The following is a 21,585-nucleotide window of genomic DNA, read 5'->3' on the forward strand; positions in this document are numbered from 1 at the left end:
GAAGGGCCCGCCGAACGACGAGCCGGGCCGGGGATGCGAGGCAGCCGGATGCCGACGAAACGGGTCTACCTGGCGACCTTCGGGTGCCAGATGAACGAGTACGATTCCCTCAAGATGCTCCAGGTGCTGGGCGGCGGCTGGCGGCGCACCGACCGCCCCCGGGAGGCGGACCTCATCCTGGTCAACACCTGCAGCATCCGGGAGAAGGCCGAGCACAAGGTCTACAGCCTGGTGGGGCGGTTCCGCTCCCTCAAGCGGCGCAACCCCCGCCTCGTCATCGGGGTGGCCGGGTGCGTGGCCCAGCAGGAGGGGGAACGCCTCCTCCGGCGCCTGCCCCACCTCGACATCGTCTTCGGGCCCCAGCACATCACCGAGCTGCCGGACCTCGTCCGCCGCGTGGCGGCGGGGGAGGGCCCGGTGTGCCGGACCTCGCTCCGGGCGGACTACGCCATCCCCCTGGTCCGGGGCCCGCTGCCGGGGCCGCCCGCCGTGCGGGCCTTCGTGACCATCATGCAGGGGTGCGACAACTTCTGCGCCTACTGCGTGGTGCCCCATGTCCGGGGGCGGGAGGTCAGCCGGCCGGCGGACGATGTCGAGGCCGAGGTCCGTGATCTCGTGGCCCGGGGCGTGCGGGAGGTGACGCTCTTGGGCCAGAACGTCAATTCCTACGGCCGCAAGGGCGGCACCGCCACCTTCGCGGAGCTGCTCCGGCGCATCGGGGCCGTCGACGGTCTCCACCGGCTCCGGTTCACCACGAGCCACCCGAGGGACCTCACCGACGACATCATCGCCTGCTTCCGGGAGGTGCCCGTGCTCTGCGAGCACCTCCATCTTCCCGTCCAGTCGGGGTCCGACCGGATCCTCCGGCGGATGAACCGGCACTACACCCGTGCGCATTACCTCGGCCTGGTGGACCGGCTCCGGGCCGCCGTCCCGGACATGCCCCTCACCACGGACCTCATCGTCGGGTTCCCGGGCGAGACCGTGGCCGACTTCGAGGCCACCCTGGATCTGCTCACCCGGGTCCGCTTCGAGCAGGTCTTCGCCTTCAAGTACTCGCCCAGGCCCTTCACCCCGGCCGCGGACCTTCCCGACAAGGTGCCCGAGGCGGAGAAGGCCCGGCGCCTGGCCGAGGTGCTGGCGCTCCAGGACGAGATCGGCCGGGAGCGCCTCCGGCGGTTCGAGGGCACCCTCCAGGAGGTCCTGGTGGAAGGGCCGAGCAAGGGCGATGCCGGCGAGTTGACGGGGCGCACCCGGGGCAACCACGTGGTGAACTTCGATTCCGCCGGCGTTCGGGTGGGCGAGATGGTGCCGGTGCGCATCGAGCAGGCCCTGGCCCACTCCCTCCGGGGGCGGGTGCGGCATGCCGCCTGAACCCGCCCGGTTGACGCGAGCCCGCCATAGTGTAACGTTGGGAGGCGCGGTGTCCGACCGGCGCACGACCTGCAGACGGAAACCGAAGACGTAGACTAGGTGAGCCATGCCCGCCATCGCCATGACCGCCCATGCCATCACCATCGACGCCAAGTCCAATTCCCCCATCCTGATCCTCAAGGAGCGCGGCGGGGAGCGGGCGCTGCCCATCTGGATCGGCCTCCTGGAGGCCACCGCCATCGCCACCGAGATGGAAAAGATCGAGTTCGCCCGGCCCATGACCCACGATCTCGCGCTCAACCTCCTGGCGGCCCTGGGGGCCCGGATCACGCGGATCGTGGTGAACGACCTCCGGGACAATACCTATTACGCCCTCATCACCCTCGAGAAGGACGGCGAGGTCCTCGAGGTGGACGCCCGCCCCAGCGACGCGGTGGCTCTGGCGCTCCGGGCGGGGGCGGAGATCTTCGTGGAGGAGGCCGTTCTCGCGAAGTCGGTTCCCTCGCGGGAGGGCACCGAGGCCTCCGCCGATTCGGACAAGGCCGACAAGTGGCTCGAGATCCTCGAGGGGCTCGATCCGGAGGCCTTCAAGTACAAGATGTGAGGAGAGGGGCGCCGCGCGGGGCCCACGGCCATGATCGATCTCCACTGCCACTGCCTCTTCAGCGACGGCGAACTCCTCCCCTCGGAGCTCGTCCGGCGCGTGGCCGTCATGGGCTACGAGGCGGTGGCCATCACCGACCACGCCGACGCCTCCAACATGGACCACATCCTGCCCCGGCTGGTGCGCCTGGCCGAGGAGCTCAACCCCTTGAGCGAGACACGCCTCCTGCCGGGCATCGAGCTCACCCACGTCCCCCCGGAGCGCATCGCCCCGCTGGCGGCCCGTGCCCGGGAGCTGGGGGCCCTGGTGGTGGTCTGCCACGGCGAGACCCCGGTGGAGCCCGTCCGGCCCGGCACCAACCGCGCCGCCCTGGAGGCCGGCGTGGACATCCTCTCGCACCCCGGCCTCATCGCGGAGGACGACGTCCGGCTGGCGGCCGAGCGGGGGATATTCCTCGAGCTCTCCGGCCGGAAGGGGCACTGCCTGGCCAACGGCCACGTGGCCGCTCTGGCGCGCCGGCACGGGGCGCCCTTGGTGGTGAACTCCGACGGCCACGCCCCCGGCGACTTCCTGACCGCCGAGATGGCCCGGAGGGTGGCCCTCGGTGCGGGGGTCCCGGAACCCGAGGTGGCGCCTCTCTTCGCCCGGGTACGGGAGTGGGCCGCCGCCCGCCGCTAGCCCTTCCTTCGAAGGCCGGTTTCAAGCTTCTCCCCGTTCGGCCGAAAAGCAGTGAGGGGAGAGCGAGCGGTTTGCGCCTCGTCCCGGTGACGCCAATTCTTGGAAACGCAGCAAGTCCGGCGATCGGGGGCCCCGGCCCCGGGAGGGGCGGAAGACCGGTCCGCCGCAGATCCCACATGAACGACGAGGTCAAGGACCGGTGGCGCGCCTAGACGTCCGCCTCATCAACCCCTTTCTCGACGCCGCCATCAACGTCCTGCGCACCATGGCCGGCGTGGAACCGAAGGTCGGGCGCCCGTACCTCAAGAAGGACACGGTGGCCTTCGGCGACGTCTCGGGGATCATCGGCGTCACCGGGGCGGAGAAAGGCAGCATGTCCCTCTCCTTCTCCGAGCCGGCCATCCTCACCATCGTGAGCAACCTCGTGGGCGTGCCCGTGACGGAGATCAACGAGGAGGTCAAGGACGCCGTCGGGGAACTCACCAACATGATCTGCGGGGACGCCCGCCGTCGCCTCCAGGACCTCGGCGTGACCCTCCAGGCCGGGACCCCGACGGTGGTCTCCGGCAAGGGGCACAGCATCTCCCACTTTCACGACGGCCCCTTCATCGGGGTCACCTTCGAGATCGATTCCGGCTCCTTCGTGGTGGAGGTCGCCTTCGGGGAACACCGGTCCCTGGAGCAGGCGGCCGCCCGATCCGCCCGCGCCTGAATCAGCCCTTCCAGGGCCGCCCGGTCCACCTCGCTGTGGCGGCAACTGGGGCGCTCGAGGAGGATCCCCTGGGGCACCACCCCGCCCAGGCCCGACTCCGCGCCCCGGGGCGAGAGGTTCCGGAGGCGGAGGTACTTCCGCGTAAGATCCAGGGCGCACAGGGCCCCGATCACCGCCCGGGGCCGGTGGCGCCGGATCTTGTCGAAGATGAAGTCGCGGCTCCGGAGGAGGCCTTCCCGGCGATGGAGCCGCCCGCTCACCACCACGTAGACCCCCATGTAGCCCAGGCGCTCGGCCTCGGCCTTGAGCTCGCCCACCAGGCACCCGTTGCATCCCGCCGGGCACACCAGGCCCAGCTCGGGATCGATGCGGGTGGGGCAGTCCCGGGCCCGGAGACAGTAAGGCAGGAAGAGGAGGCGCTGGTCGTAGGGGACCGCCTCGAAGCGCTTGCGGAAGCAGGCGTTGGCGGTTCGGACGACCCGGGCGATGTAGCGGTCCTGGTCCATCCAGGGAGCGAGGCACGCCAGGGGCCTGTAGAGCAGGATCTGGACGGGCAGCGAGATCCAGGGCGGGACGCGGATCATGGAACGGCGCCGGGGGCGGCCTGGCTCGGCGGCGAGGTCACAGGCCTTCCCGCAGGAAGGGGTTGGTCCGCTTCTCGCGCCCCACGGTGGAGGTCGGCTGGGGGCCGTAGTCGTGGCCCGGCAGGACCACGGTCTCCTCGGGGAGGGTGAGGACCCGGGTCTGGAGGGAGTGCATCAGGGTGGCGTAGGACCCCCCGGGGAGATCCGTTCGGCCCATGGCCCCCACGAAGAGTGTGTCGCCGGTGAGGACGTAGCCTTCCCCGTAGAGGCAGATGGAGCCGGGCGAATGCCCCGGAGTGTGGAGGACCTCGAAGGAGAGGGTCCCGAGCCGGAGGACCTGGCCGTCCTCGATGTGGTCGTCCGCCGGCGGGGCGGGCTCGAAGCCCCAGGCCCGGAACATGGCCGCCGCCTCCGGTGTCCGGAAGAGGCGGTCGTCGTCCGGGTGCATGAGGACCGGCGCCCCCGTCAGCTCCTTCATCCGGAGGTTGCCGCAGGTGTGATCCGGGTGCCCGTGGGTGTTGACGATCCAACGGAGACGGAGCCCGAGGTCGGTGATCTCCCGGGCCAGCATCTCCTCGCTGCCGGCCGGGTCCACCACCAGGGCCTCGCGGCTTTCCGGGCATCCCACCACGTAGGCCCGGACGGCCAGCGGCCCCACCGTGTGGGCCTTGAGGATCATGGATCGCCCCCCCCGGCCTCCTGCCGCCGCTTGCGGACGTGGTCGGCGGCCGCCAGGCCCGCCACGCATCCCTCGCCCACGGCCTTGGCCATCTGGAAGGGCGGGCCGCAGATATCTCCACACGCAAATATTCCCGGAATATTGGTGGCTTGGTTTTTATTTGTAACAATATAGGTGAACTTTTCCGGGTCCATCTCCACGCCCAGGACCGAGACGAGTTCCATGGCTCCCTTGGCCCCGGTCTCCACGAAGAGGCCGTCGAGTTCCAGCTCGGTCCCGTCGTCCAGGCGGATGCCGCGAAGGCCCTGCTCGTCGGAGACGAGTTCCGCCACGCCGCGGCCCGTGAGCACCCGGACGCCGGCCTCGCCGAGGCGCTCGAGGAGCTTGGGGCTCGTGGCCGGCTCCCGGGTGACGAGGTGGACCTCGGCGGCGATCCGTGAGAGGGTGAGGGCCCCGTGGGCCGCGGCGCTCCCGTCCCCGGCCACGGCCACCCGGCGGCCCCGGTAGAAATTGGCGTCGCAGTCGACGCAGTAGCTGAGGCCCCGGCCGACGAGGTCCTTCTCGCCCTTGAGGCCGAGGCCCCGGCGCTGGACCCCGGTGGCCACCACCACGGCGGTGGCCAGCACCGTTTCCCCGCCCTCGAGGTCGAGGCGGAAGCCGCCGGCCTCCGTCGGGCCTTCCATCCGGACCACGTCTTCCTCGCGGAAGTCCGCCCCGAAGGCGGCGGCCTGCTCCCGGCCGATCCGGAGCAGTTCTTCGCCGGGGGCCTTTCCCGGGACGCAGAGGTAGTTCTCCACGTGGGCCCGGGCGAGGCTGCTGGCCCCGGGACGGCCGAGGACCAGGACCCGGACCTTCCGCCGGGCCGCGTGTACGGCGGCCTGGAGGCCGCCGGGGCCGCATCCCAGGATGACGACGTCGTAGTCCATGGCTTCCATCATGCGAGTCCTTTCCCCGGTTTCGTCTCTTCGGTCTCGGGTTCGCCGGGGGTGCCGTCGGCGGGTTCCCCCGGGATCCGGTACTCTTCTCCCAGCCAGGCCCCGAGGTCCATGAGCTTGCAGCGCGCACCGCAGAAGGGGCGGTAGGGGTTGCCCTCGTAGGGAGCCGGGGCGCCGCACCTGGGGCATCGATGGCGCGATTCCGGCTTCACGCCACCACCCAGAGGGCCCCGTTCCTGAGCCCGTGGAGCAGGCGGTCGGAGACGCTGCCCGGGAAGAGGGCCTCCCAGCCGCCCACGCCGCGCCGGCCCACCACCAGGGTCCCGAAGCCTCCCCCGCGGAACTCGGTGAGGATCTCCTTGTAGGCGCTGGTGCCGCCCCGTTTCACCTTGATGGAGACCGCTCCGGGATCCACCCCGGCCTCCCGGAGTATGCCGGAGGCCCGCTCGAGGAGGGGGCGGAGGGTGGCCTCGGCCCGGCGGATGGAGAGGGAATCCAGGGCGTCCAGGGCCACGGTGTCGGCCTTGGAGAAGAAGGGCTGGAACCTGGGGATCACGTGCAGGATCGTGAGCTCGAGGCCCGGGATCCCGGCCAGCATGTGGGCCGCGTGGTCCACCACCTTGAGGCACGGCTCGCAGTTGTCCAGGGCGAGCAGCACCCGGCGGGACCGGGCGGGGGTGTCCACCAGCCACAGGGGGAGGTCGTGGAGTTGCTGGACGAGGCCGTAGGTGACGCTCCCCATGACGTAGGAGGCCACACGGCCCAGGGACCGCCGGCCCACCACCAGGGTGTCGTAGCGGCCCTTGCGGGCCTCGGCCAGGAGATCCGGGACCGTCCCGCGGCTCTTGGCGACGCGGCGGGCATGGATCCGGTCCGCCGGGATACCGCCTTTTTCGAGGACGCGGCGGGCGGTGTCGAGGATGTGGGTCGCCTGCCGTTCCTGGAGCGCCTCGTATTCGCTGAGCTTGAGGAGCCGTTGCTTCTCCGCCGCCCCGCTCGCCGCCCCTTCGGCCAGGAAGGCCGGCAGGGGCGGGACGATGGTGATCACCGTGACGTCCACGTCGGGGACGTCACGGTAGAGGTCCGCGGCGTAGGCCAGGGCCTTTCGGGCGTTGGACGAGTCGTCGGTGGCGACGAGGAGGTGTCGGTTCACGTCGGCTCCTTGGTGGTGGCCCTTGGAATTTCACCTCCGCCGGGCCTCACCTTGTTGGAAGGTAAAATGGATAGAGGGCCCGGTCAACAATACCGCCGTCCCCATCAACCTCACGTGCCGTGGTGTTTCTTGAGGTGCACCCGGAGCGCCGTCATGGCCGCCGGCGTCATGCCCGGGATGCGGGAGGCGCGGCCGAGGGTGTCCGGGCGCTGGGCGGAGAGCTTCTCCCGGAGCTCCTTGGAGAGCCCGGGGACGGCGTCGTAGTCGAGGCCGTCCGGGAGCCGGACGGCCTCCCATCGCCGGAACTGCGCGACCTGGCGCCGCTGTCGCTCCACGTACCCCGCGTAACGGGTCTCGATCTCCACGTGGACGGCCACCTCCGGCGGGAGGGCCGCCAGGACGGGGAACCGCCGGGCGGCGGCCTCGAGGGGGATCTCGGGTCGGCGCAAGAGGTCCTCCAGGGAGGCGCCGCCGCGCAGGGGGCTCGACCCGAGACCGGCGAGCCACGCGTTGAGATCCGGGGTGGGCCGGATGCGCGTCCGGCGGATCTCCTCGAGGGCGCGGGCGATCCGGTCCCGCCTCTCCTCGAACCGCCGCCAGGCCGAGTCGGAGATCAGCCCCACCTCCCGGCCCCGGGGTGCCAGGCGGAGATCCGCGTTGTCCTCCCGGAGGAGGAGCCGGTACTCGGCCCGGCTGGTGAACATGCGGTAGGGCTCCCGGGTGCCCCGCGTGACGAGGTCGTCGATGAGGACCCCGATGTAGGCCTCGGAGCGGTCCAGGACCAGGGGCGGTTCCTCCCGGACCGCCCGGGCGGCGTTGATGCCCGCCACGAGGCCCTGGGCGGCGGCCTCCTCGTACCCGGAGGTGCCGTTGATCTGGCCCGCCAGGTAGAGCCCCCGCACGAGCCGGGTCTCCAGGGTGGGACGCAGCTGGACGGGGTCCACGTAGTCGTACTCGATGGCATAGCCGGGACGCAGGATGTGGGCCTCCTCCAGGCCCGGTATGGAGCGGACCAAGGCGAGCTGGGCCTCCAGGGGGAGGCTGGTGGAGATGCCGTTGGGGTAGACCTCCGCCGTGTCGAGCCCCTCCGGCTCGAGAAAGACCTGGTGGCGGTCACGGTCCGGGAACCGGGTGACCTTGTCCTCGATGGACGGGCAGTAGCGCGCGCCGACCCCCTGGATGACCCCGGCGTAGAGGGGGGAACGGTGGAGGTGCCGCCGGATGATTTCGTGGGTCTCCGGGGTGGTGTAGGTGATGTGGCAGGGGCGCTGGGGGAGGGGGAGTCCGGCGGTCTCCGCCGAGAAGGGTCTCGGGTCCGGGTCCGGCTCCTGGACCTCGAGCCGGGAGAAGTCGATGCTCTGGGCATGGAGGCGGGGCGGGGTCCCGGTCTTCATCCGGCCCATGCGCAGGCCGATCTCGGCCAGGGACTCCGGGAGGTGGTTGGACGGGGGCTCGCCGAGGCGCCCGGCCGGGAACCGCTCCAGGCCGACGTGGATGAGCCCGTGGAGGAAGGTCCCCGTGGTGACCACCACGGCTGCCCCGGGGATCTCCTGGCCCGTGGTGGTCTCGACGCCGGTCACGCGGCCGTCCTTCACCAGGAGGCGGCGGACCATGGCCTGGTGGATGTCGAGGCCGGGGGTCGCCTCGAGGACCCGCTTCATCCGGAGCCGGTAGAGCAGGCGGTCGGCCTGGGCCCGCGTGGCACGGACCGCCGGCCCCTTGGAGGTATTGAGCAGGCGGAACTGGATGGCGGTGGCGTCGATGTTGCGGGCCATCTCGCCGCCGAGGGCGTCGATCTCCCGGACGAGGTGCCCCTTGCCGAGGCCGCCCACGGCCGGGTTGCAGCTCATGGCCGCGATGCAGTCGAGGTTGATGGTGAGGAGGCAGGTGGCCGCCCCCAGGCGGGCGGCCGCCAGCGCGGCCTCGCAGCCGGCGTGGCCGGCGCCAATGACGATGACGTCGTAGGCCCTCGGAAAGAGCGACATGGAGCGGCAGGCCGTGCGCCGGTCTCAGGGCCGCGGCACGGGTTCCTCCTCCCTCCGCTTGACGTCGTTCCACGCGGCGTCCAGTTCCTCCGGCGTGCAGGCGGCCGGGTCCTTTCCCGCCGCCTCCAGGCACGCCTCCATCCGCTGGAACCTTTCCACGAAACGGTTCGTGGCCCCCTGGAGGGCCTCCTCCGGGTTGACCCCCAGGTGGCGGGCGAGGTTCGCCATGGAGAAGAGGAGATCCCCCAGCTCCGCCGCCACCCGGCCGGGGTCGCCGGTCCGCCGGGCGCCGGCGAGTTCCTCCGCCTCCTCGCGGACCTTGGGGAGCACGTCTTCGGCCCGGTCCCAGTCGAAGCCGATCCGCGAGGCGCGTTCTCCCACCCGGTAGGCTCGCTGGAGCGCCGGGAGCGCCCGGGGCAGGTTGCCGAGGGCGCTGTGACGGCGGCCCTTGGAACGGGCCTCCTCCGCCTTGATCTCGCGCCAGTTGGCCATGACGGTCTCGGTGTCCTCGGCCTCGACGTCACCGAAGATGTGCGGGTGACGCCGGATCATCTTGCGGCCGGAGGCCTCCAGGGCCTCGGCCAGGGTGAATCGGCCGGCCTCTTCGAACAGGTGGGCCAGGAAGAGGAGCATGAAGACCAGGTCCCCGATCTCCTCCCGGATCTCCTCCGGCCGGCCCTGGTCCAGGGCGTCCAGGAGCTCGTAGGCCTCCTCGAGGACGTATTTCCGGACCGAGGCGGGTGTCTGTTCCCGGTCCCAGGGGCAGCCGCCGGGGCCGCGCAGGCGGCGGATGATGGCGAGGAGGCGGTCCATGGCCAGGGCGGCGGGGCTGCAGGGGGACGGGGGCATGGCGGCGGTCCTTTCCAGGGGCTCGGCGGTGCCCGCTCCGGCGATGCATCCGCCGGCCGGGGCCGGGTGGAGGCATCATAATCGAGATGGGGCGGGGACAAAAGGCGTCCCGGGCGCCGGGTCTCCGCGTTGACAAGCCGGGGGGAGTTTTGTATCAGGGGCACACGCCGGAGTGGTGGAACTGGTAGACGCGCTGGACTCAAAATCCAGTGGGCCTCGGCCCGTGCGAGTTCGATTCTCGCCTCCGGCACCACCGCATAACGAAGAGGGGCGGCCCGTCGGGCCGCCCCTCTTTTTTTCGGGTTTCGGGCCTCAGGCCGGCGCGGCGGCCGGCGGCGTGGGGGCCGCCTCCGGTTTCGCGGCCGGGTGCAGGGACCTGCGGCCGCCGGGGGCGGGCTCGGCCATGAGGCGCTTGATCCTGGACAGGCTCATGCCGTCCTCGTGCAGCAGCCGGAGGACCATGGCGGCCCGGGCCAGCACGTGGGGCGTATAGCAGGCCCGGCCCCCCAGGCGGGCCGGCCGGATCAGGCCTTCCCGCTCGTAGAGGTCCAGGGCGGACGGCCGCAGGTTGAGCGCGCGGGCGGCCTGCTCCCGGTCATGGAAGGGGCCGTCTCCGCCGTGGATCTTCGACATCATGGGCAGGTCCTCCGTGGGTGCCGTTCTCAGGCGAAGGGGTCGGCGGGCAGGAAGGAACGGTGCACGTCCGGGTCGTCGAGGCCGTGCTCCTCGGCCAGTCTCACGAGGGCCGGGAAGGAGAGCACCACCGCCACGGCGGCGAAGGGACCGAGGAGGACCGCCGCCGCAAGACACCAGGCGGCGAGCAACCCGCCGGCCAGGCACCCGCCCCGATGCCGCCGGCAGAAGGCCGACGCCCGGTCGTACAGGTCGCGGATCGTCGGGGAGGCGGCCGCCGGGTCCGACCCGGCCGCGGTCTCCGCCGGCGTCGCCGGGGGGACCCGCCGGGCGCGGCCGGCCAGGACCACCAGGCCGATCACCACCGGGATCACGGCGAAGGGGCCGAGGAACAGGCAGATGCCGAGAAAGACCGGCCATCGCGGGTCGATCCTTCTGGGGTCGGGGCCGGAGGCCGGGGCGAGGGTGAGGTTCATGGGGTGCCTCCCGGGCTGTTGATCACGGAGTTCCTTTTAAAAAGATACTAAATCATGAGCATCCTAAAGTCAACTAAAAAATAAATTATTTCAATAAGTTACCTTACAACTAGGGTTGGCAGAAAAACCGTGCTGAATGACTTTGAGCAAAATGGGCCTGCCGCATGAAAGGTGGATGCGAAGTAGACGGATCTGTATTTGCTGCAAGCGATGGAGCAGCATTTTTGGAAAAAATTTTTTCTGTCTACCGGGAAGGAGCGGGCTCCCGGCCTTTCGGGCCCTCCGTGGCGCCGGGGCCCCCGGCCTGGAGCGGGAAAAGAGACCGGCCCGGCCTGCGCGGGGCGGGCCGGGCCGGGTGGGCGGCGTCGGGGGGAGGAGGGGCGGTCAGTTGGTCAGCACCTCGGAGGGGGCGCAACACTCGGCACTGGGCGCCTCTGCGGTCTCCTGACCAGGGCGGGCCTTGGTGCAATCGGGGTCGCCGGCGTCCTGGGCCTCGCGCATGGCCTTTATGTAGACCTCGCATTCCTGGCACTGCTTGAGTTCCCTGGCGCAGGCCGTACTGGCGCGTTCCCAGCAGGGGACCGTGCGGTCGATGTAGGCCGAACATTTGTCCCGCTTTTCCGGCGGACAGTTCTTGATCTCCCAGCAAGGGGTCAGCTCCAGGAGCTTCTTGATGCCGGGGATGCTGATCCCCTCGTCGTGGATGAGATGGCGGAGGCAGCGAAGCCACTCGATGTCGTTGTTCGAGAAGTATCGCTTCTTTCCCCGTCGTTCCGGCTTGATGAGCCCTTCGTGCTCGTAGATCCGGATGGTCCGGGGGTGGACCCCCAGCAACTTGGCCGCGACGCTGATGGGATAGATGGCTTCATTGCTGTCGACCACGATCATCCCTCCTTTACCTTCGGGGCCACAAATTTTAACCCCTATTCATTCCTAACCTAAATAATAGCCAAATTCTGATCATTGTCAAGAAAAAGGTTATCTTTTTTTGGCAAGATTCTGGAAAAGACCTCCATGGCTCCTGCCGCGCGGCCGGCGTGCCTCATTCCGCCGGGCACTGGAGCTGCCGCAGGATGGGCGGGTTGGGTTCGTCTTCCGCCAGGATCACGTGGCAGGTCTGGCAGTCCATGGAGATGGTTTCGCCCGCGTCGGTGGCCAGGGTCTCGTTGTGGCACCGGAAACAGCCGGAATCGTCGCGGTGGCCGAGGAAGTTCTTGTAGGTGTTCCAGCCGATCCGCATCTCGGGAAAGACGTTCTCGGTGTAGGCATGCTGGACGCCGCGGATGGCCTGTTCGAGGAGCGGGGCGTTCCGTTCCACGAGGTCGGGGTAGTTGGCCTTGTACCAGGCGCGGAGCCGGGTGGCGATCTGGTTCTTGGCCTCCTCCGTGGAGGGGTAGTCGGCGGTGATCACCTTCAGGGCCTCCCGCTTGATGTAGGGAAGGGAGGCGGGGATCTCGCCGGTCACGAGCTTCTGGTCGAGGGCCTCGCCGGGCGGTAGGAACACGTGGGTCGGGCGATTGTGGCAATCGATGCAGTCCATGACCCGCTCGCCGCCCTCGCTGCTGGCGTTGGCCGTCTCCGGCGCGTCCGGGTCCCGGAAGACGATCTGTGTTCCGTCCGGCTTGGTCAGGCGGACCTCGTAGATGGCCTCGCGCTGGTAGTCGGCGTGGCGGTAGACGATCCGGTTCTCCGGGGCCACGTGCCAGTGGATCCCCTGGGCGCGCATTCCGCGGTAGCCGCCCGAGCCCACCTTGAGCAGGAGGACCGTCCGCACGTGGGTGTTGTGCTCGTCCTCGAGGAACTTGTCCTTGATGTAGAGGCGGTCGCCGTGGAAGAACTCGGGCCTGTGGCACTCCTCGCAGGTCTCGCGCGCCGGGCGGAGGCCGTGGACCGGGGTCTCGATGGGTCGGCTGTAGGTGTTGAAGGCCACGGCGAAGAGCTGCCGGACGCCCGAGAGCTTGGCCTTCACGAACCACTTGGCCCCCTCCCCGATGTGGCAGTCGACGCATTTCACCCGGGAGTGAGGGGAGTTCTGGTAGGCCGTGTACTCGGGGTTCATCACCGTGTGGCAGAACTGGCCGCAGAAGGCCACGGATTCGCTGTAGTGGTAGCCGCTGTAGGAGAGGAGGGTCACGATCAGGATGTTGAGGATGGTCAGGAAGACACTGAGGAAGATGATCTTCTGGACCTTGGTGAACTTCGTGGCGTCGGTGAACTGTTCCTTGAGGTACTCGTAGGTGAAGAGCCCCACCGCCTCGCGGCCCCTGAAGAAGAAGAGGCCGACGAAGACCATGACCAGGCCCGCGATGAAGAGCGGCCCCAGGATCAGGTAGATGACGAAGCCGAAGTAGGGGTTGGTGATGAAGCCCTGGATGTCGAGGATCACCGACACGAGGAGCACGGGGGCCACCACGGTGGTCACGATGGCCCCCACGAGCGAAAGGCGACTCTGGGCGATGCCGCTGGCGAAGGCCTTGACGATGTCCGTGAACTTGACCAAGGCTTGGCTCCCCGGGCCCCGGCGGAAAACGCAACACCCGGGATTCCCGTTCCGCGGAAGGCGGTTCGTACCGCATTCCAGGCCTCCCGCTTTCTCCTTTTTTAACATCGGCCATGGGGGCATGCAACATAAAATTTAAAATTTTTTCAGATAGTTAAGTGACAACTAGAGGTATCCTGAAGATACGAAACGCATATGGCCGAAAAACGAATTTGATACCAAACTATTTTCGTGCAAATTTTAATTTCCATTTCGGGCCGGGCGGCCCCCCGGCCGGCGCCGGTGAACGGGGCGCGCCCGCCTGGTATAGTCCCGGTATGCGCACCGTCCGCGACCACTATTTCCGGAAGGCGAAGGAGGAGGGCTACCCCGCCCGCTCCGTCTACAAGCTGAAGGAGATCCAGGCGAAGTTCCGCCTCCTCCGCCAGGGCGACGCCGTGGTGGACCTCGGGGCCTCGCCCGGTTCCTGGACCCGCTACTGTCTGGAGGTGGCGGGGCCCGGCGGCGCCGTGGTGGCCGTGGACCGCCACGAGCTCAAGCCCGGTGCCCGGGGGGCGGTGTTTCTCCAGGACGACGTCTTCCAACTCGACCCCGGGCGCCTCCTCGCCGTCCGCCCCCGCTATGACGTGGTGCTCAGCGACATGGCCCCGAAGACCACCGGCCGCCGGGACGTCGATCACTACCGGTCGGTGGCCCTGGCGGACCGGGCCCTGGAGATCGCCAGGGCGGTGCTTCGTCCGGGCGGCCGCTTCTGCGCCAAGGTCTTCCAGGGGGAAGACCTCGAGGACTTCCGCCGCCGGTGCCAGGTCGATTTCCGCACCGTGCGGCTCTTCAAGCCGAGAAGTTCCCGCCCGGAGAGCGTGGAGGTCTTCATCGTCGGGCTGGACTTCCGGCCGTCCGCCGGCGCGGGGATTGCCAGCGGCCCCGGGGCTGGCTAGTCTGGAACCAGGTGTCCCGCCCGAGGCGCCACGCCGATCCGGAGGCGCCCGGGAGCCACGACGAACTCCAATCCACCGGAAGGAGGCTGGCGCATGAGCACGGACAAGCCCCTGGAGAAGATGACCGTCAAGGAACTCCGCGAGGTCGCCAAGGAGATCGAGGGCCTCACCGGCGTCCACGGGATGAAGAAGGACGAGCTGCTCGCGGCCATCCGCACGGCCAAGGGCCTCGAGGCACCCGCCCCCAAGGCCAAGGCGGCGGCCCGGAAGAAGGCGCCGAAGGTCCAGCTCACCAAGAAGGAGATCCAGGAGAAGATCCACCGGCTCCGGGAGCAGGCCGCGGCGGCCCTGGATGCCAAGGACCGGCGCCTCTACGAGATCTTTCGCCGCCGTGCCTCCAGGCTCAAGAAGATGACCCGCCGCATCAAGAAGGGCTGACCCGGATGGAGGCCCCCGCCGTCTTCGAAACCCGTTTCCCGGGGCTTCGCCTCGCGCACCGCGGCAAGGTCCGGGACGTCTACGCCGTGGGAGACGACCACCTCCTCGTGGTCGCCACCGACCGCCTCTCCGCCTTCGACGTGGTGCTGCCGACCCCCATCCCCGGCAAGGGCCGCATCCTCACCCGGATGTCCCTCTTCTGGTTCGACCGCCTGGGGCACGTGGTTCCCAACCACCTCGTGACCGCCGACGCGGCCCGCTACCCGGCGGAGTGCGCCCCCTACCGGGCGGCTCTCGACGGCCGGAGCATGCTGGTCCGGCGGGCGCGGTCCCTCCCTGTGGAATGCATCGTCCGGGGGTATCTTGCCGGTTCCGGCTGGAAGGACTACCAGCGGGATGGCCGGGTCTGCGGCATCCCGCTGCCGGCGGGGCTCCGGGAATCGGACCGCCTGCCCGAGCCCGTCTTCACCCCCTCGACCAAGGCGGCGGTGGGTGAACACGACGAGAACGTGAGCTTCGACCAGGCCGCCCGGGCCATCGGGCGGGAGCTGGCCGAGCGGGTCCGGGATCTCAGCCTGGCCCTCTACCGCGAGGCCGCGGCCCATGCCCTCCAGCGCGGGATCATCATCGCCGACACCAAGTTCGAGTTCGGCCTGGCCGGGGACGAGCTCCTCCTCATCGACGAGGTCCTCACCCCCGACTCCTCCCGCTTCTGGCCCGCGGACGGCTACCGGCCCGGCGGCCCGCAGCCGAGCTTCGACAAGCAGTTCGTCCGGGACTACCTCCTCTCCCTCGACTGGGACAAGCGGGCGCCGGGGCCCGAGCTGCCCCCCGAGATCGTCGACAAGACCCGGGCCCGCTACGAGGAGGCTCTCCGGCGCCTCACCGCGCCCGCCTGAGGCGGCAGGCCGGAAGGGGCCCGATGAGACCTTTTCGCGGCCATTCGAGGATCCGCGGCGGCGGTCTTTATGGCTGCCTCGCGGCCCTGGCCCTGGCCGCCGCCTTCCTCTGCGGCGCGGGGTGCGGCCCGGAGGCGCCGGCGGGCCAAGAGTGTCGGGTCACCTGGGTCTACGACGGGGATACCATCCGCCTCCGCACCGGCGAACACGTTCGCTACATCGGGATCGACGCGCCGGAGGTCGCCCACGACGACCGCCCCGGGGATCCCCTCGGAACCGAGGCCGCCCGGCGGAACCGAGAACTCGTGGCCGGAAAGACCGTCCGCCTCGAGTGGGACCGCGAGCGGCACGATGTCCACGGCCGGCTCCTGGCCTACGTGTGGCTCCCGGACGGGCGGATGGTGGAGGAGATCCTGGTGGAAGAGGGCCTGGCCCGGGCCTGCGCCGTTCCGCCCAACACGGCCCACTTCGACGAGATCGTGGCCGCCCAGCGGCGGGCCATGGCCGCGCGGCGGGGGCTCTGGGCCCTGCCGCCGCCCGTGCCCGAGCGCTTCTACATCGGCAACCGGCGCTCCCTGCGGTTTCACCGGCCGGATTGCCGTTACGGCCGCCGGACCCGCCGGGAGAACCGGGTCCGATTCGAGAGCCGGGAGGAGGCCCTCCGGCAGGGCTACTGCCCGTGTCGCCGGTGCCGGCCCTGAAGGATGGCGCCGCCATTTCCTCGAGAGGACTTTTTGCGAGGCCGTCCCGGGGAAAGCGGCACGGCCGGATCGCCCGGGCCCGCGGAATGGAGGAGGAGACCATGACGACGCCGATCCCTGCCGGCCAGACCCGCCGGACCGCCCTGGTCCGGGACGAGCGCTTCCTGGGGCATGACCCCGGCCCCGGGCACCCCGAGTCCCCGGACCGGCTCCGGGTCATCTACCGGGCCCTCGACGAGGCGCCGCCGGCCGGGGAGTGCTTCGTCCTGCCCCCCAGGGAGGCCTCCCCGGACCAGCTCGCCTGGAACCATTCACCGGAATACGTGGAGCGCATCGCCCGCGCGGCCGCCGCCGGACTTCCCCGGAGTCTCGATCCCGACACCGTGGTGGGGCCCGGCTCGTGGGAGGCGGCCGTCCTCGCCGTGGGCGGTGTCTTCGCGGCCGTGGACGCCTTGGTGGAAGGACGCGCCGACACCGCCTTCGCCCTGGTGCGGCCCCCGGGCCACCATGCCGAGGCGGGGCACGCCATGGGCTTCTGCCTCTTCAACAACGTGGCGCTGGGGGCCCGCTACGCCCGGAAGGTCCACGGCATCGACCGGGTGCTCGTGGCGGACTGGGACCTCCACCACGGAAACGGCACCCAGCACAGCTTCTACGAGGACCCGAGCGTCCTCTACTTCTCCACCCACCAGTTTCCGTACTACCCGGGCAGCGGCCGGGTGGAAGAGGCGGGGCATGGGGAGGGGGAGGGGTTCACGGTGAACGTGCCGCTGCCCCCGGGGGTGGGAGACGCCGGCTACGCGGCGGTCTTCGACCGGGTCCTGGCTCCCGCGGCCGACCGCTTCCGGCCGGGCCTCGTCTTGGTCTCCGCCGGGTTCGATCCCTTCATCCGGGACCCCCTCGGCGGGATGCGGGTCACCGCCCGGGGATTCGGCGCGCTCGCGGCCCGGGTCCTCACCCTGGCCGGGCGGCATTGCGGCGGCCGGGTCCTCTTCTGCCTCGAGGGCGGCTACGACCCGGCGGGGCTGCGCGACGGCGTCCGGGCGGTGCTGGCGGCCTGCGCCGAGGGCCCGGGGGCGGACCCCGGGCCGGCCCCGGACCCCGGGCCCGAGGTGGCGCGGGTGATCGACCGGGTCATCGAGGTCCACCGGGGTTTCCAGCTCCTCGGCTGAGGGCGGTGCCCGCAAGGTACCTGTCGAGCAAGGCCTCCGGCGCCGCCGTGGTCTCCACCACCACGAGTTCGCCCGGCGGGATGTCCTCCGGCGGCTCGAAGACCGCCCGCTGGCGGAGGTAGATCTCCCAGCGGCCGTCGGAGACCGAGGGACCGGCGGCCCGGTCTTCCAGGCGGCGGCGGATCTCCGGCTCGGGGCACGTGCAGAGCACGAAGCGGGTTCGCGCCCCGGCGGCCTCGGCGACCTTCCGGAGACGTGCCCGTTCCCGGCGGGAACGGTAGGTGGCGTCGAGGATCACCGATTCCCCCGCCGCCAGGTGGCGCCCGGCCCGGCGGATTAGGCCGCTGTAGGTCCGGCGCGTGTGGGCCTCGTCGTAGATGCCCTGGCCGAAGGGTTCCCACTCCCGCGACTCCGGCGCAAGGCCGGCCATCTCCTTGCGGACGCGGTCGGAGTTGTAGAGGGGGAGACCGGTCTTTTCCGCCCAGGCCGCGGCCAGGGTGGACTTCCCGGTGCCCGAGAGCCCGAAGAAGACGTAGAGGGTGGGCGCGGCCCCGCCGCCGGCGTAGCGGTGGGCGAGCCGGAGGTAGCGGCGCGCCTCGCGGCGGGCCGCCTCCCGGTCGTCCGGGGCGATGCCCGGGGCGGCCTGGGTGAAGCAGCCGATCTTGCACCGGACGAAGGCCCGGTAGCACTTGTAGAAGTCCATCACCGCCGCGAGCTCCTCGTCGGGGAGGCGGCGTGCCATGGCGTCGGTGAAGTCCCGGGAGAGGTCCGCGAGGCCGTGGTAGTCGAGGTCCATGGCCAGGAAGGCCACGTCGGAGGCCACGTCACCGCACCGGAAACGCTCGTTGAACTCGATGCAGTCGAAGATGTAGACCTCGTCGCCCTCGGGGTCGAAGCAGATGTTGGCGGAGTAGAGGTCCCCGTGGCCTTCCCGGATGCGGCCCTTCCGCTCCCGCTCCGCGAAGAGGCCCGCGTTCCGGTCCAGGAAGGACCGGGCGTAGCCCCGGATCTCTTCGAAGGCCGCCGGGTCGAGGAGGTCTCCCACGAAGGGCGCCGCCTGCTCGAAGTTCTCCTCGGTGTTGAAGCGCACCGTGTCGAGGCCGCCGTGGCGGAGGACATCGGGCCCCGAGGCGGCCTCCCGGTAGAAGGGGACGAGCCGCCGGACGATCCGCTCCATCTCGTCCGGGCCGAGCCGTTCCTCCCCGATGAGCCGCTGCATCATGCCGGCCTCCGGCAGCCGCCGCATGGCCACGGCCCATTCCACGACACGCCCCGGGCCGTCCAGGGCATAGGTGCCGTCGGTCTCGGTGATGGGGACCACTCCCAGGTAGATATCGGGGCACAGGCGGCGGTTGAGGCGGACCTCCTCCCGGCAGAAGTGGGCCCGCCGGTCGAGGGTGGTGAAGTCGAGAAAGCCGAAGTCCACGGGCTTCTTGACCTTGTAGACGGTCTCACCGGCCAGGAAGACCCAGGATATGTGGGTCTGGACCAGCCGGACCGTCTCCGGCGGCTCCGGGTAGGTCCGGGGCGCAAGCAGGGTATCCATCCAGGGTGGGGTCGACATGGAGACCTCCGTCGGGTCCGGCCGGGGGAGGGGAGGGGGGCGGCGCCTGCCGGTGCCCTTGCGAACCCCGGGGGACGTGTTTATTTTGCGCCTATCTTAGATGGCCTCGCCAAAATGCGCCAACTGCTGCGGTGCCGTGGAGGCTTTCGTCATTGCGGCGGATCTCTAAAGTCCGCCTCGTTCCTCGCGTGGTGTTGGTCATCCACCCGGAGGGCTTTTGGCGAGGCCGTCATCTTAAAAGGGTTCCGGGATCCTTGTCGAGCTTCCGGCGGCCCGACCGCCCGGGCGGCCCTTGCAGGAGGTAGCAATGGGGGAGATCCGCAGTTCCCTGGAGATCGCCATGGAGAAGGCGGAACGGCTCGGGCGGGCCAGCAAGGAGGAGGTCACCGCCGCCAAGTGGCGGGAGGCCGGCCGCAAGGCCGCCGCCGACTTCCTCTTCAAGCCCGACGTCGACCTCAAGGGGGCCGTGTCCGGTTTCGACCGGGAGGCCCTCCCGAAGGTCCTGGAAGGCGTCCAGGATGTCCTCCTCCGCAACGTGAACCTCCCCCGCAACCCCGATGCCTGGCCCACCATCCGAAGGGCCCTGGCCGGGCTCGTGGAGCTCAAGGGGAGCCCCGCGGCCCAGGTGGTGGCCCAGGTGGAGCAGCTCCTCAAGGCCTACGAGCAGACCCTCGATCAGTACCGGCGCCAGATGCGCTCGCAGCTCGAGGGCCGGCTCGGGAGCGTCCGCCAGGCGGTGGCGCAGCAGTACGGCGCCGCCGCGGCCGCCAACGTGGACGTGGAGGCCCTTCCGGAGTTCCAGCAGGAGTGGTCCCGGATCTCCGGGGAGATCGCCGCCCAGTTCGAGGCGCAGCTGGCCCCCCTCAAGCATTACCTCTCCCAGCTCTGATCCCGGCCGGGAGGAGGGCGTTCCGCCCGGCCCGCCCATGCTCGAAGATCGACTGCGACAACTCCTGACCGCCGTCGCGCACGGGGAGATCTCCCCGGACGGGGCGGTGGAACGCCTCAAGACCCTGCCCTTCGAGGAGATCGACGGCGCCTGCCTGGACCATCACCGGGGGCTCCGGAAGGGTTTCCCAGAGGTGGTCTACGGCCCGGGGAAGACCCCCCGGCAGGTCGCCGAGATCATGCGCCGGCTCCGGGAGCGCGGCGGGCCGGTCCTGGTGACGCGGGTCCATGCGGAGCAGGCCGAATCCGTGCAACGCCTGCTGCCGGAGGCCGCTTACCACCCCGTGGCCCGGGCCCTCACCCTGCCGGCGGAGCGGGACGAGGCCGGCGAGAGGGCGCCCGGCCCCGCCATCCGGGTGGTCACCGCCGGAACGGCCGACATCCCCGTGGCCGAGGAGGCCTGTCTCACCCTGGAACTCATGGGGCGGCCCCACGAGCGGGTCTACGACGTGGGGGCGGCGGGGCTCCACCGCGTGCTGCACCATCTCCCCTCCTTGCGGGAGGCCCCCGTGGTGGTGGCCGTGGCGGGAATGGACGGGGTGCTGCCGGGGGTGCTTGCCGGGCTCCTGGCGCGTCCCGTCGTCGGCGTGCCCACCAGCACGGGCTACGGCACCGGGCAGGGGGGGGTGGCCGCCCTCCTCACCATGCTCAACTCCTGCGCCCCGGGTCTCGCCGTGGTGAACATCGACAACGGGTTCGGCGCCGCCGTGCTCGCGGGCATGATCGCCTCGGTCGGGTCCCCGGCCCCGCCTTGAAATGGACGGACCTCTGTCCTAAGATGGCTCTGCCCTGATGGCGCCGCAGCGGGCGCCGACCGGGGCGTATCGGAGTTTGGCGGTCTCGCAAAGAGGCCCCTGGATGGCCGGGCAGCACGGCGCGAGGATGTCGACAGACGCGGCGTGCTTGGACACGCCGCGGTGACGGGGGCATCCGAAGCAACGCAGCGGTCGTCGGCCTTGTGGCGACGCCGCCTTGTTCGTCCCGGGTGGCGTCCGCAGGGGATGCGCCGGCTGCGAGACGCCCGTCGTCACGACGTACCCGAAGTTCCTCCGGCGGCCGCGCCGTGCACCGGCGGTCTGCGGCGTGCCGGCTTGTCTTGGATGCGTTCACGGGCCCGTCTGCCGGAAGGTCGTCGGGCCCGGGGAGGGGAGGTCGGTGAAGGTCAAGAACTGGATGGTCCGGGAGGTGATCACCATCGGCCCCGGCGCCACGGTGCGCGAGGCGGTGGATCTCATGCACCGCCATTCCATTCGGCACCTTCCGGTGGTGGACGGGGCCGAGCTGCTGGGGCTCGTCACCGAGAGCAACCTGCGTCCCTATCTCTTCGCGGCGGGGCGCAAGGAGCCCAGGGTCTCCGAGGTCATGATCATGAACCCCATCACGGTGGATCCCAACGCCAGCGTGGATTCGGCGGCCCGGCTCATCCACCAGTACAAGATCGGGGGGCTTCCCGTTCTCGAAAAGCGCCGCTTGGTGGGGATCCTGACCATCACCGACATCCTGGCGGCCTTCATCGAGCTCTTCGGCATCCTCCAGGAGAGTTCCCGGGTCGACCTCGTGCTCGCAGACCGGGAGGGGGCCCTGGACGAGGCATTGAAGATCATCCGGGAGGCCGGGGGGCGGGTCATCAGCATCGGCATGGAGGTCCAGTCGAGCCGACGGAAGGTTCACTACATCCGGGTGGAGAAGACGGACCTCGCCCCCATCGTGGAACAGCTCGAATCGCACGGGCACAGGGTGGTTTCGGTGCTGGATTGAAGATC

Annotated in this window: 23 protein-coding genes, 1 tRNA gene and 1 pseudogene; 13 read left to right on the forward strand and 12 right to left on the reverse strand. The window is 70.2% G+C overall.

The features are described 5' to 3' along the window. Nucleotides 1-48 precede the first annotated feature (48 nt). The 4 genes from miaB (at nt 49) to HCU62_RS04205 (ending at nt 3,368) form a co-directional block, all read left to right on the forward strand. Entirely contained in the window at nt 49-1,374 is a 1,326-nt protein-coding gene (gene miaB / locus HCU62_RS04190) for a tRNA (N6-isopentenyl adenosine(37)-C2)-methylthiotransferase MiaB (protein ID WP_163298274.1), read from the forward strand. A gap of 106 nt (nt 1,375-1,480) precedes the next feature. Continuing rightward, nucleotides 1,481-1,978: a bifunctional nuclease family protein gene (locus HCU62_RS04195; RefSeq protein ID WP_246325259.1), complete on the forward strand. Its 498-nt coding sequence runs from the start codon at nt 1,481-1,483 to the stop codon at nt 1,976-1,978. 30 nt (nt 1,979-2,008) lie between these two features. Continuing rightward, on the forward strand, nt 2,009-2,656 hold the full coding sequence (locus tag HCU62_RS04200; protein WP_163298275.1) for a histidinol phosphate phosphatase domain-containing protein: 648 nt from the start codon (nt 2,009-2,011) through the stop codon (nt 2,654-2,656). A 199-nt stretch (nt 2,657-2,855) separates the two neighbouring features. Continuing rightward, complete coding sequence (locus HCU62_RS04205; protein ID WP_309474777.1) at nt 2,856-3,368, forward strand: chemotaxis protein CheX; 513 nt, start codon at nt 2,856-2,858, stop codon at nt 3,366-3,368. Nucleotides 3,369-3,388: 20 nt separating this feature from the next. Here the strand turns inward: HCU62_RS04205 and HCU62_RS11950 are convergent. The 7 genes and pseudogenes from HCU62_RS11950 to mazG form a co-directional block, all read right to left on the reverse strand. After that, nucleotides 3,389-3,952: pseudogene (locus tag HCU62_RS11950) on the reverse strand (DUF116 domain-containing protein); the annotation flags it as partial. A gap of 37 nt (nt 3,953-3,989) precedes the next feature. Then, a complete protein-coding gene (locus HCU62_RS04210; RefSeq protein ID WP_163298277.1) occupies nt 3,990-4,631 on the reverse strand; it encodes an MBL fold metallo-hydrolase in 642 nt (213 codons plus the stop codon). Continuing rightward, nucleotides 4,628-5,569 carry an NAD(P)/FAD-dependent oxidoreductase gene (locus tag HCU62_RS04215; protein WP_309474778.1) on the reverse strand — a complete coding sequence of 314 codons (942 nt, stop codon included), beginning with the start codon at nt 5,567-5,569 and terminating at the stop codon, nt 4,628-4,630. The genes HCU62_RS04210 and HCU62_RS04215 overlap by 4 nt, the downstream gene beginning before the upstream one ends. Further along, complete coding sequence (locus HCU62_RS04220) at nt 5,566-5,778, reverse strand: DNA gyrase inhibitor YacG (RefSeq protein WP_163298278.1); 213 nt, start codon at nt 5,776-5,778, stop codon at nt 5,566-5,568. The genes HCU62_RS04215 and HCU62_RS04220 overlap by 4 nt, the downstream gene beginning before the upstream one ends. Continuing rightward, nucleotides 5,775-6,719, reverse strand: a complete 945-nt coding sequence (locus HCU62_RS12825) for a universal stress protein (protein ID WP_163298279.1) — start codon at nt 6,717-6,719, stop codon at nt 5,775-5,777. The genes HCU62_RS04220 and HCU62_RS12825 overlap by 4 nt, the downstream gene beginning before the upstream one ends. Nucleotides 6,720-6,829: 110 nt before the next feature. Continuing rightward, nucleotides 6,830-8,704 (reverse strand): tRNA uridine-5-carboxymethylaminomethyl(34) synthesis enzyme MnmG, encoded by a 1,875-nt coding sequence (gene mnmG, locus HCU62_RS04230; protein WP_163298280.1) that lies wholly within the window; start codon nt 8,702-8,704, stop codon nt 6,830-6,832. Between the two features lie 24 nt (nt 8,705-8,728). After that, on the reverse strand, nt 8,729-9,553 hold the full coding sequence (mazG, locus tag HCU62_RS04235) for a nucleoside triphosphate pyrophosphohydrolase (protein ID WP_169755456.1): 825 nt from the start codon (nt 9,551-9,553) through the stop codon (nt 8,729-8,731). Nucleotides 9,554-9,719: 166 nt separating this feature from the next. On the opposite strand from mazG, the gene HCU62_RS04240 reads away from it, so the two are divergent. Then, nucleotides 9,720-9,806, forward strand: a tRNA-Leu gene (locus HCU62_RS04240). Nucleotides 9,807-9,865: 59 nt separating this feature from the next. Here HCU62_RS04240 and HCU62_RS04245 read toward each other — a convergent pair. The 4 genes from HCU62_RS04245 to HCU62_RS04260 form a co-directional block, all read right to left on the reverse strand. Then, nucleotides 9,866-10,189, reverse strand: coding sequence for a helix-turn-helix domain-containing protein (locus HCU62_RS04245; RefSeq protein ID WP_163299975.1), 324 nt, complete (start codon nt 10,187-10,189; stop codon nt 9,866-9,868). 26 nt (nt 10,190-10,215) lie between these two features. Further along, entirely contained in the window at nt 10,216-10,662 is a 447-nt protein-coding gene (locus HCU62_RS04250) for a hypothetical protein (RefSeq protein WP_163299977.1), read from the reverse strand. Nucleotides 10,663-11,046: 384 nt separating this feature from the next. Further along, entirely contained in the window at nt 11,047-11,544 is a 498-nt protein-coding gene (locus HCU62_RS11955) for a MerR family transcriptional regulator (RefSeq protein WP_309474785.1), read from the reverse strand. A 160-nt stretch (nt 11,545-11,704) separates the two neighbouring features. Further along, entirely contained in the window at nt 11,705-13,162 is a 1,458-nt protein-coding gene (locus HCU62_RS04260) for a cytochrome c3 family protein (RefSeq protein ID WP_163298368.1), read from the reverse strand. A gap of 317 nt (nt 13,163-13,479) precedes the next feature. On the opposite strand from HCU62_RS04260, the gene HCU62_RS04265 reads away from it, so the two are divergent. From HCU62_RS04265 to HCU62_RS04285, 5 genes are all read left to right on the forward strand, one after another. After that, nucleotides 13,480-14,100 (forward strand): RlmE family RNA methyltransferase, encoded by a 621-nt coding sequence (locus HCU62_RS04265; RefSeq protein ID WP_163298369.1) that lies wholly within the window; start codon nt 13,480-13,482, stop codon nt 14,098-14,100. 93 nt (nt 14,101-14,193) lie between these two features. Continuing rightward, nucleotides 14,194-14,538, forward strand: a complete 345-nt coding sequence (locus HCU62_RS04270) for a Rho termination factor N-terminal domain-containing protein (RefSeq protein ID WP_163298370.1) — start codon at nt 14,194-14,196, stop codon at nt 14,536-14,538. Nucleotides 14,539-14,543: 5 nt separating this feature from the next. Beyond that, nucleotides 14,544-15,437 (forward strand): phosphoribosylaminoimidazolesuccinocarboxamide synthase, encoded by an 894-nt coding sequence (locus HCU62_RS04275; RefSeq protein ID WP_163298371.1) that lies wholly within the window; start codon nt 14,544-14,546, stop codon nt 15,435-15,437. A gap of 23 nt (nt 15,438-15,460) precedes the next feature. Continuing rightward, complete coding sequence (locus tag HCU62_RS04280) at nt 15,461-16,138, forward strand: thermonuclease family protein (RefSeq protein ID WP_163298372.1); 678 nt, start codon at nt 15,461-15,463, stop codon at nt 16,136-16,138. 101 nt (nt 16,139-16,239) lie between these two features. Next, nucleotides 16,240-17,310: a histone deacetylase family protein gene (locus tag HCU62_RS04285; RefSeq protein ID WP_163298373.1), complete on the forward strand. Its 1,071-nt coding sequence runs from the start codon at nt 16,240-16,242 to the stop codon at nt 17,308-17,310. On the opposite strand, the gene HCU62_RS04290 is transcribed toward HCU62_RS04285, so the two are convergent. After that, nucleotides 17,273-18,874 carry a bifunctional aminoglycoside phosphotransferase/ATP-binding protein gene (locus tag HCU62_RS04290; protein WP_163298374.1) on the reverse strand — a complete coding sequence of 534 codons (1,602 nt, stop codon included), beginning with the start codon at nt 18,872-18,874 and terminating at the stop codon, nt 17,273-17,275. The two genes, HCU62_RS04285 and HCU62_RS04290, sit on opposite strands and share 38 nt — an antisense overlap. Before the next feature lie 307 nt (nt 18,875-19,181). Between HCU62_RS04290 and HCU62_RS04295 the strand changes: the two genes are divergently transcribed. The 3 genes from HCU62_RS04295 (at nt 19,182) to HCU62_RS04305 (ending at nt 21,580) form a co-directional block, all read left to right on the forward strand. Beyond that, nucleotides 19,182-19,763 carry a hypothetical protein gene (locus HCU62_RS04295; protein ID WP_163298375.1) on the forward strand — a complete coding sequence of 194 codons (582 nt, stop codon included), beginning with the start codon at nt 19,182-19,184 and terminating at the stop codon, nt 19,761-19,763. A gap of 37 nt (nt 19,764-19,800) precedes the next feature. Further along, complete coding sequence (larB, locus tag HCU62_RS04300; RefSeq protein ID WP_163298376.1) at nt 19,801-20,577, forward strand: nickel pincer cofactor biosynthesis protein LarB; 777 nt, start codon at nt 19,801-19,803, stop codon at nt 20,575-20,577. A 400-nt stretch (nt 20,578-20,977) separates the two neighbouring features. After that, nucleotides 20,978-21,580 carry a CBS and ACT domain-containing protein gene (locus HCU62_RS04305; protein ID WP_163298377.1) on the forward strand — a complete coding sequence of 201 codons (603 nt, stop codon included), beginning with the start codon at nt 20,978-20,980 and terminating at the stop codon, nt 21,578-21,580. Nucleotides 21,581-21,585 lie beyond the last annotated feature (5 nt).

The organism is Dissulfurirhabdus thermomarina, from assembly GCF_012979235.1.
In the GTDB taxonomy this organism is placed as follows: domain Bacteria; phylum Desulfobacterota; class Dissulfuribacteria; order Dissulfuribacterales; family Dissulfurirhabdaceae; genus Dissulfurirhabdus; species Dissulfurirhabdus thermomarina.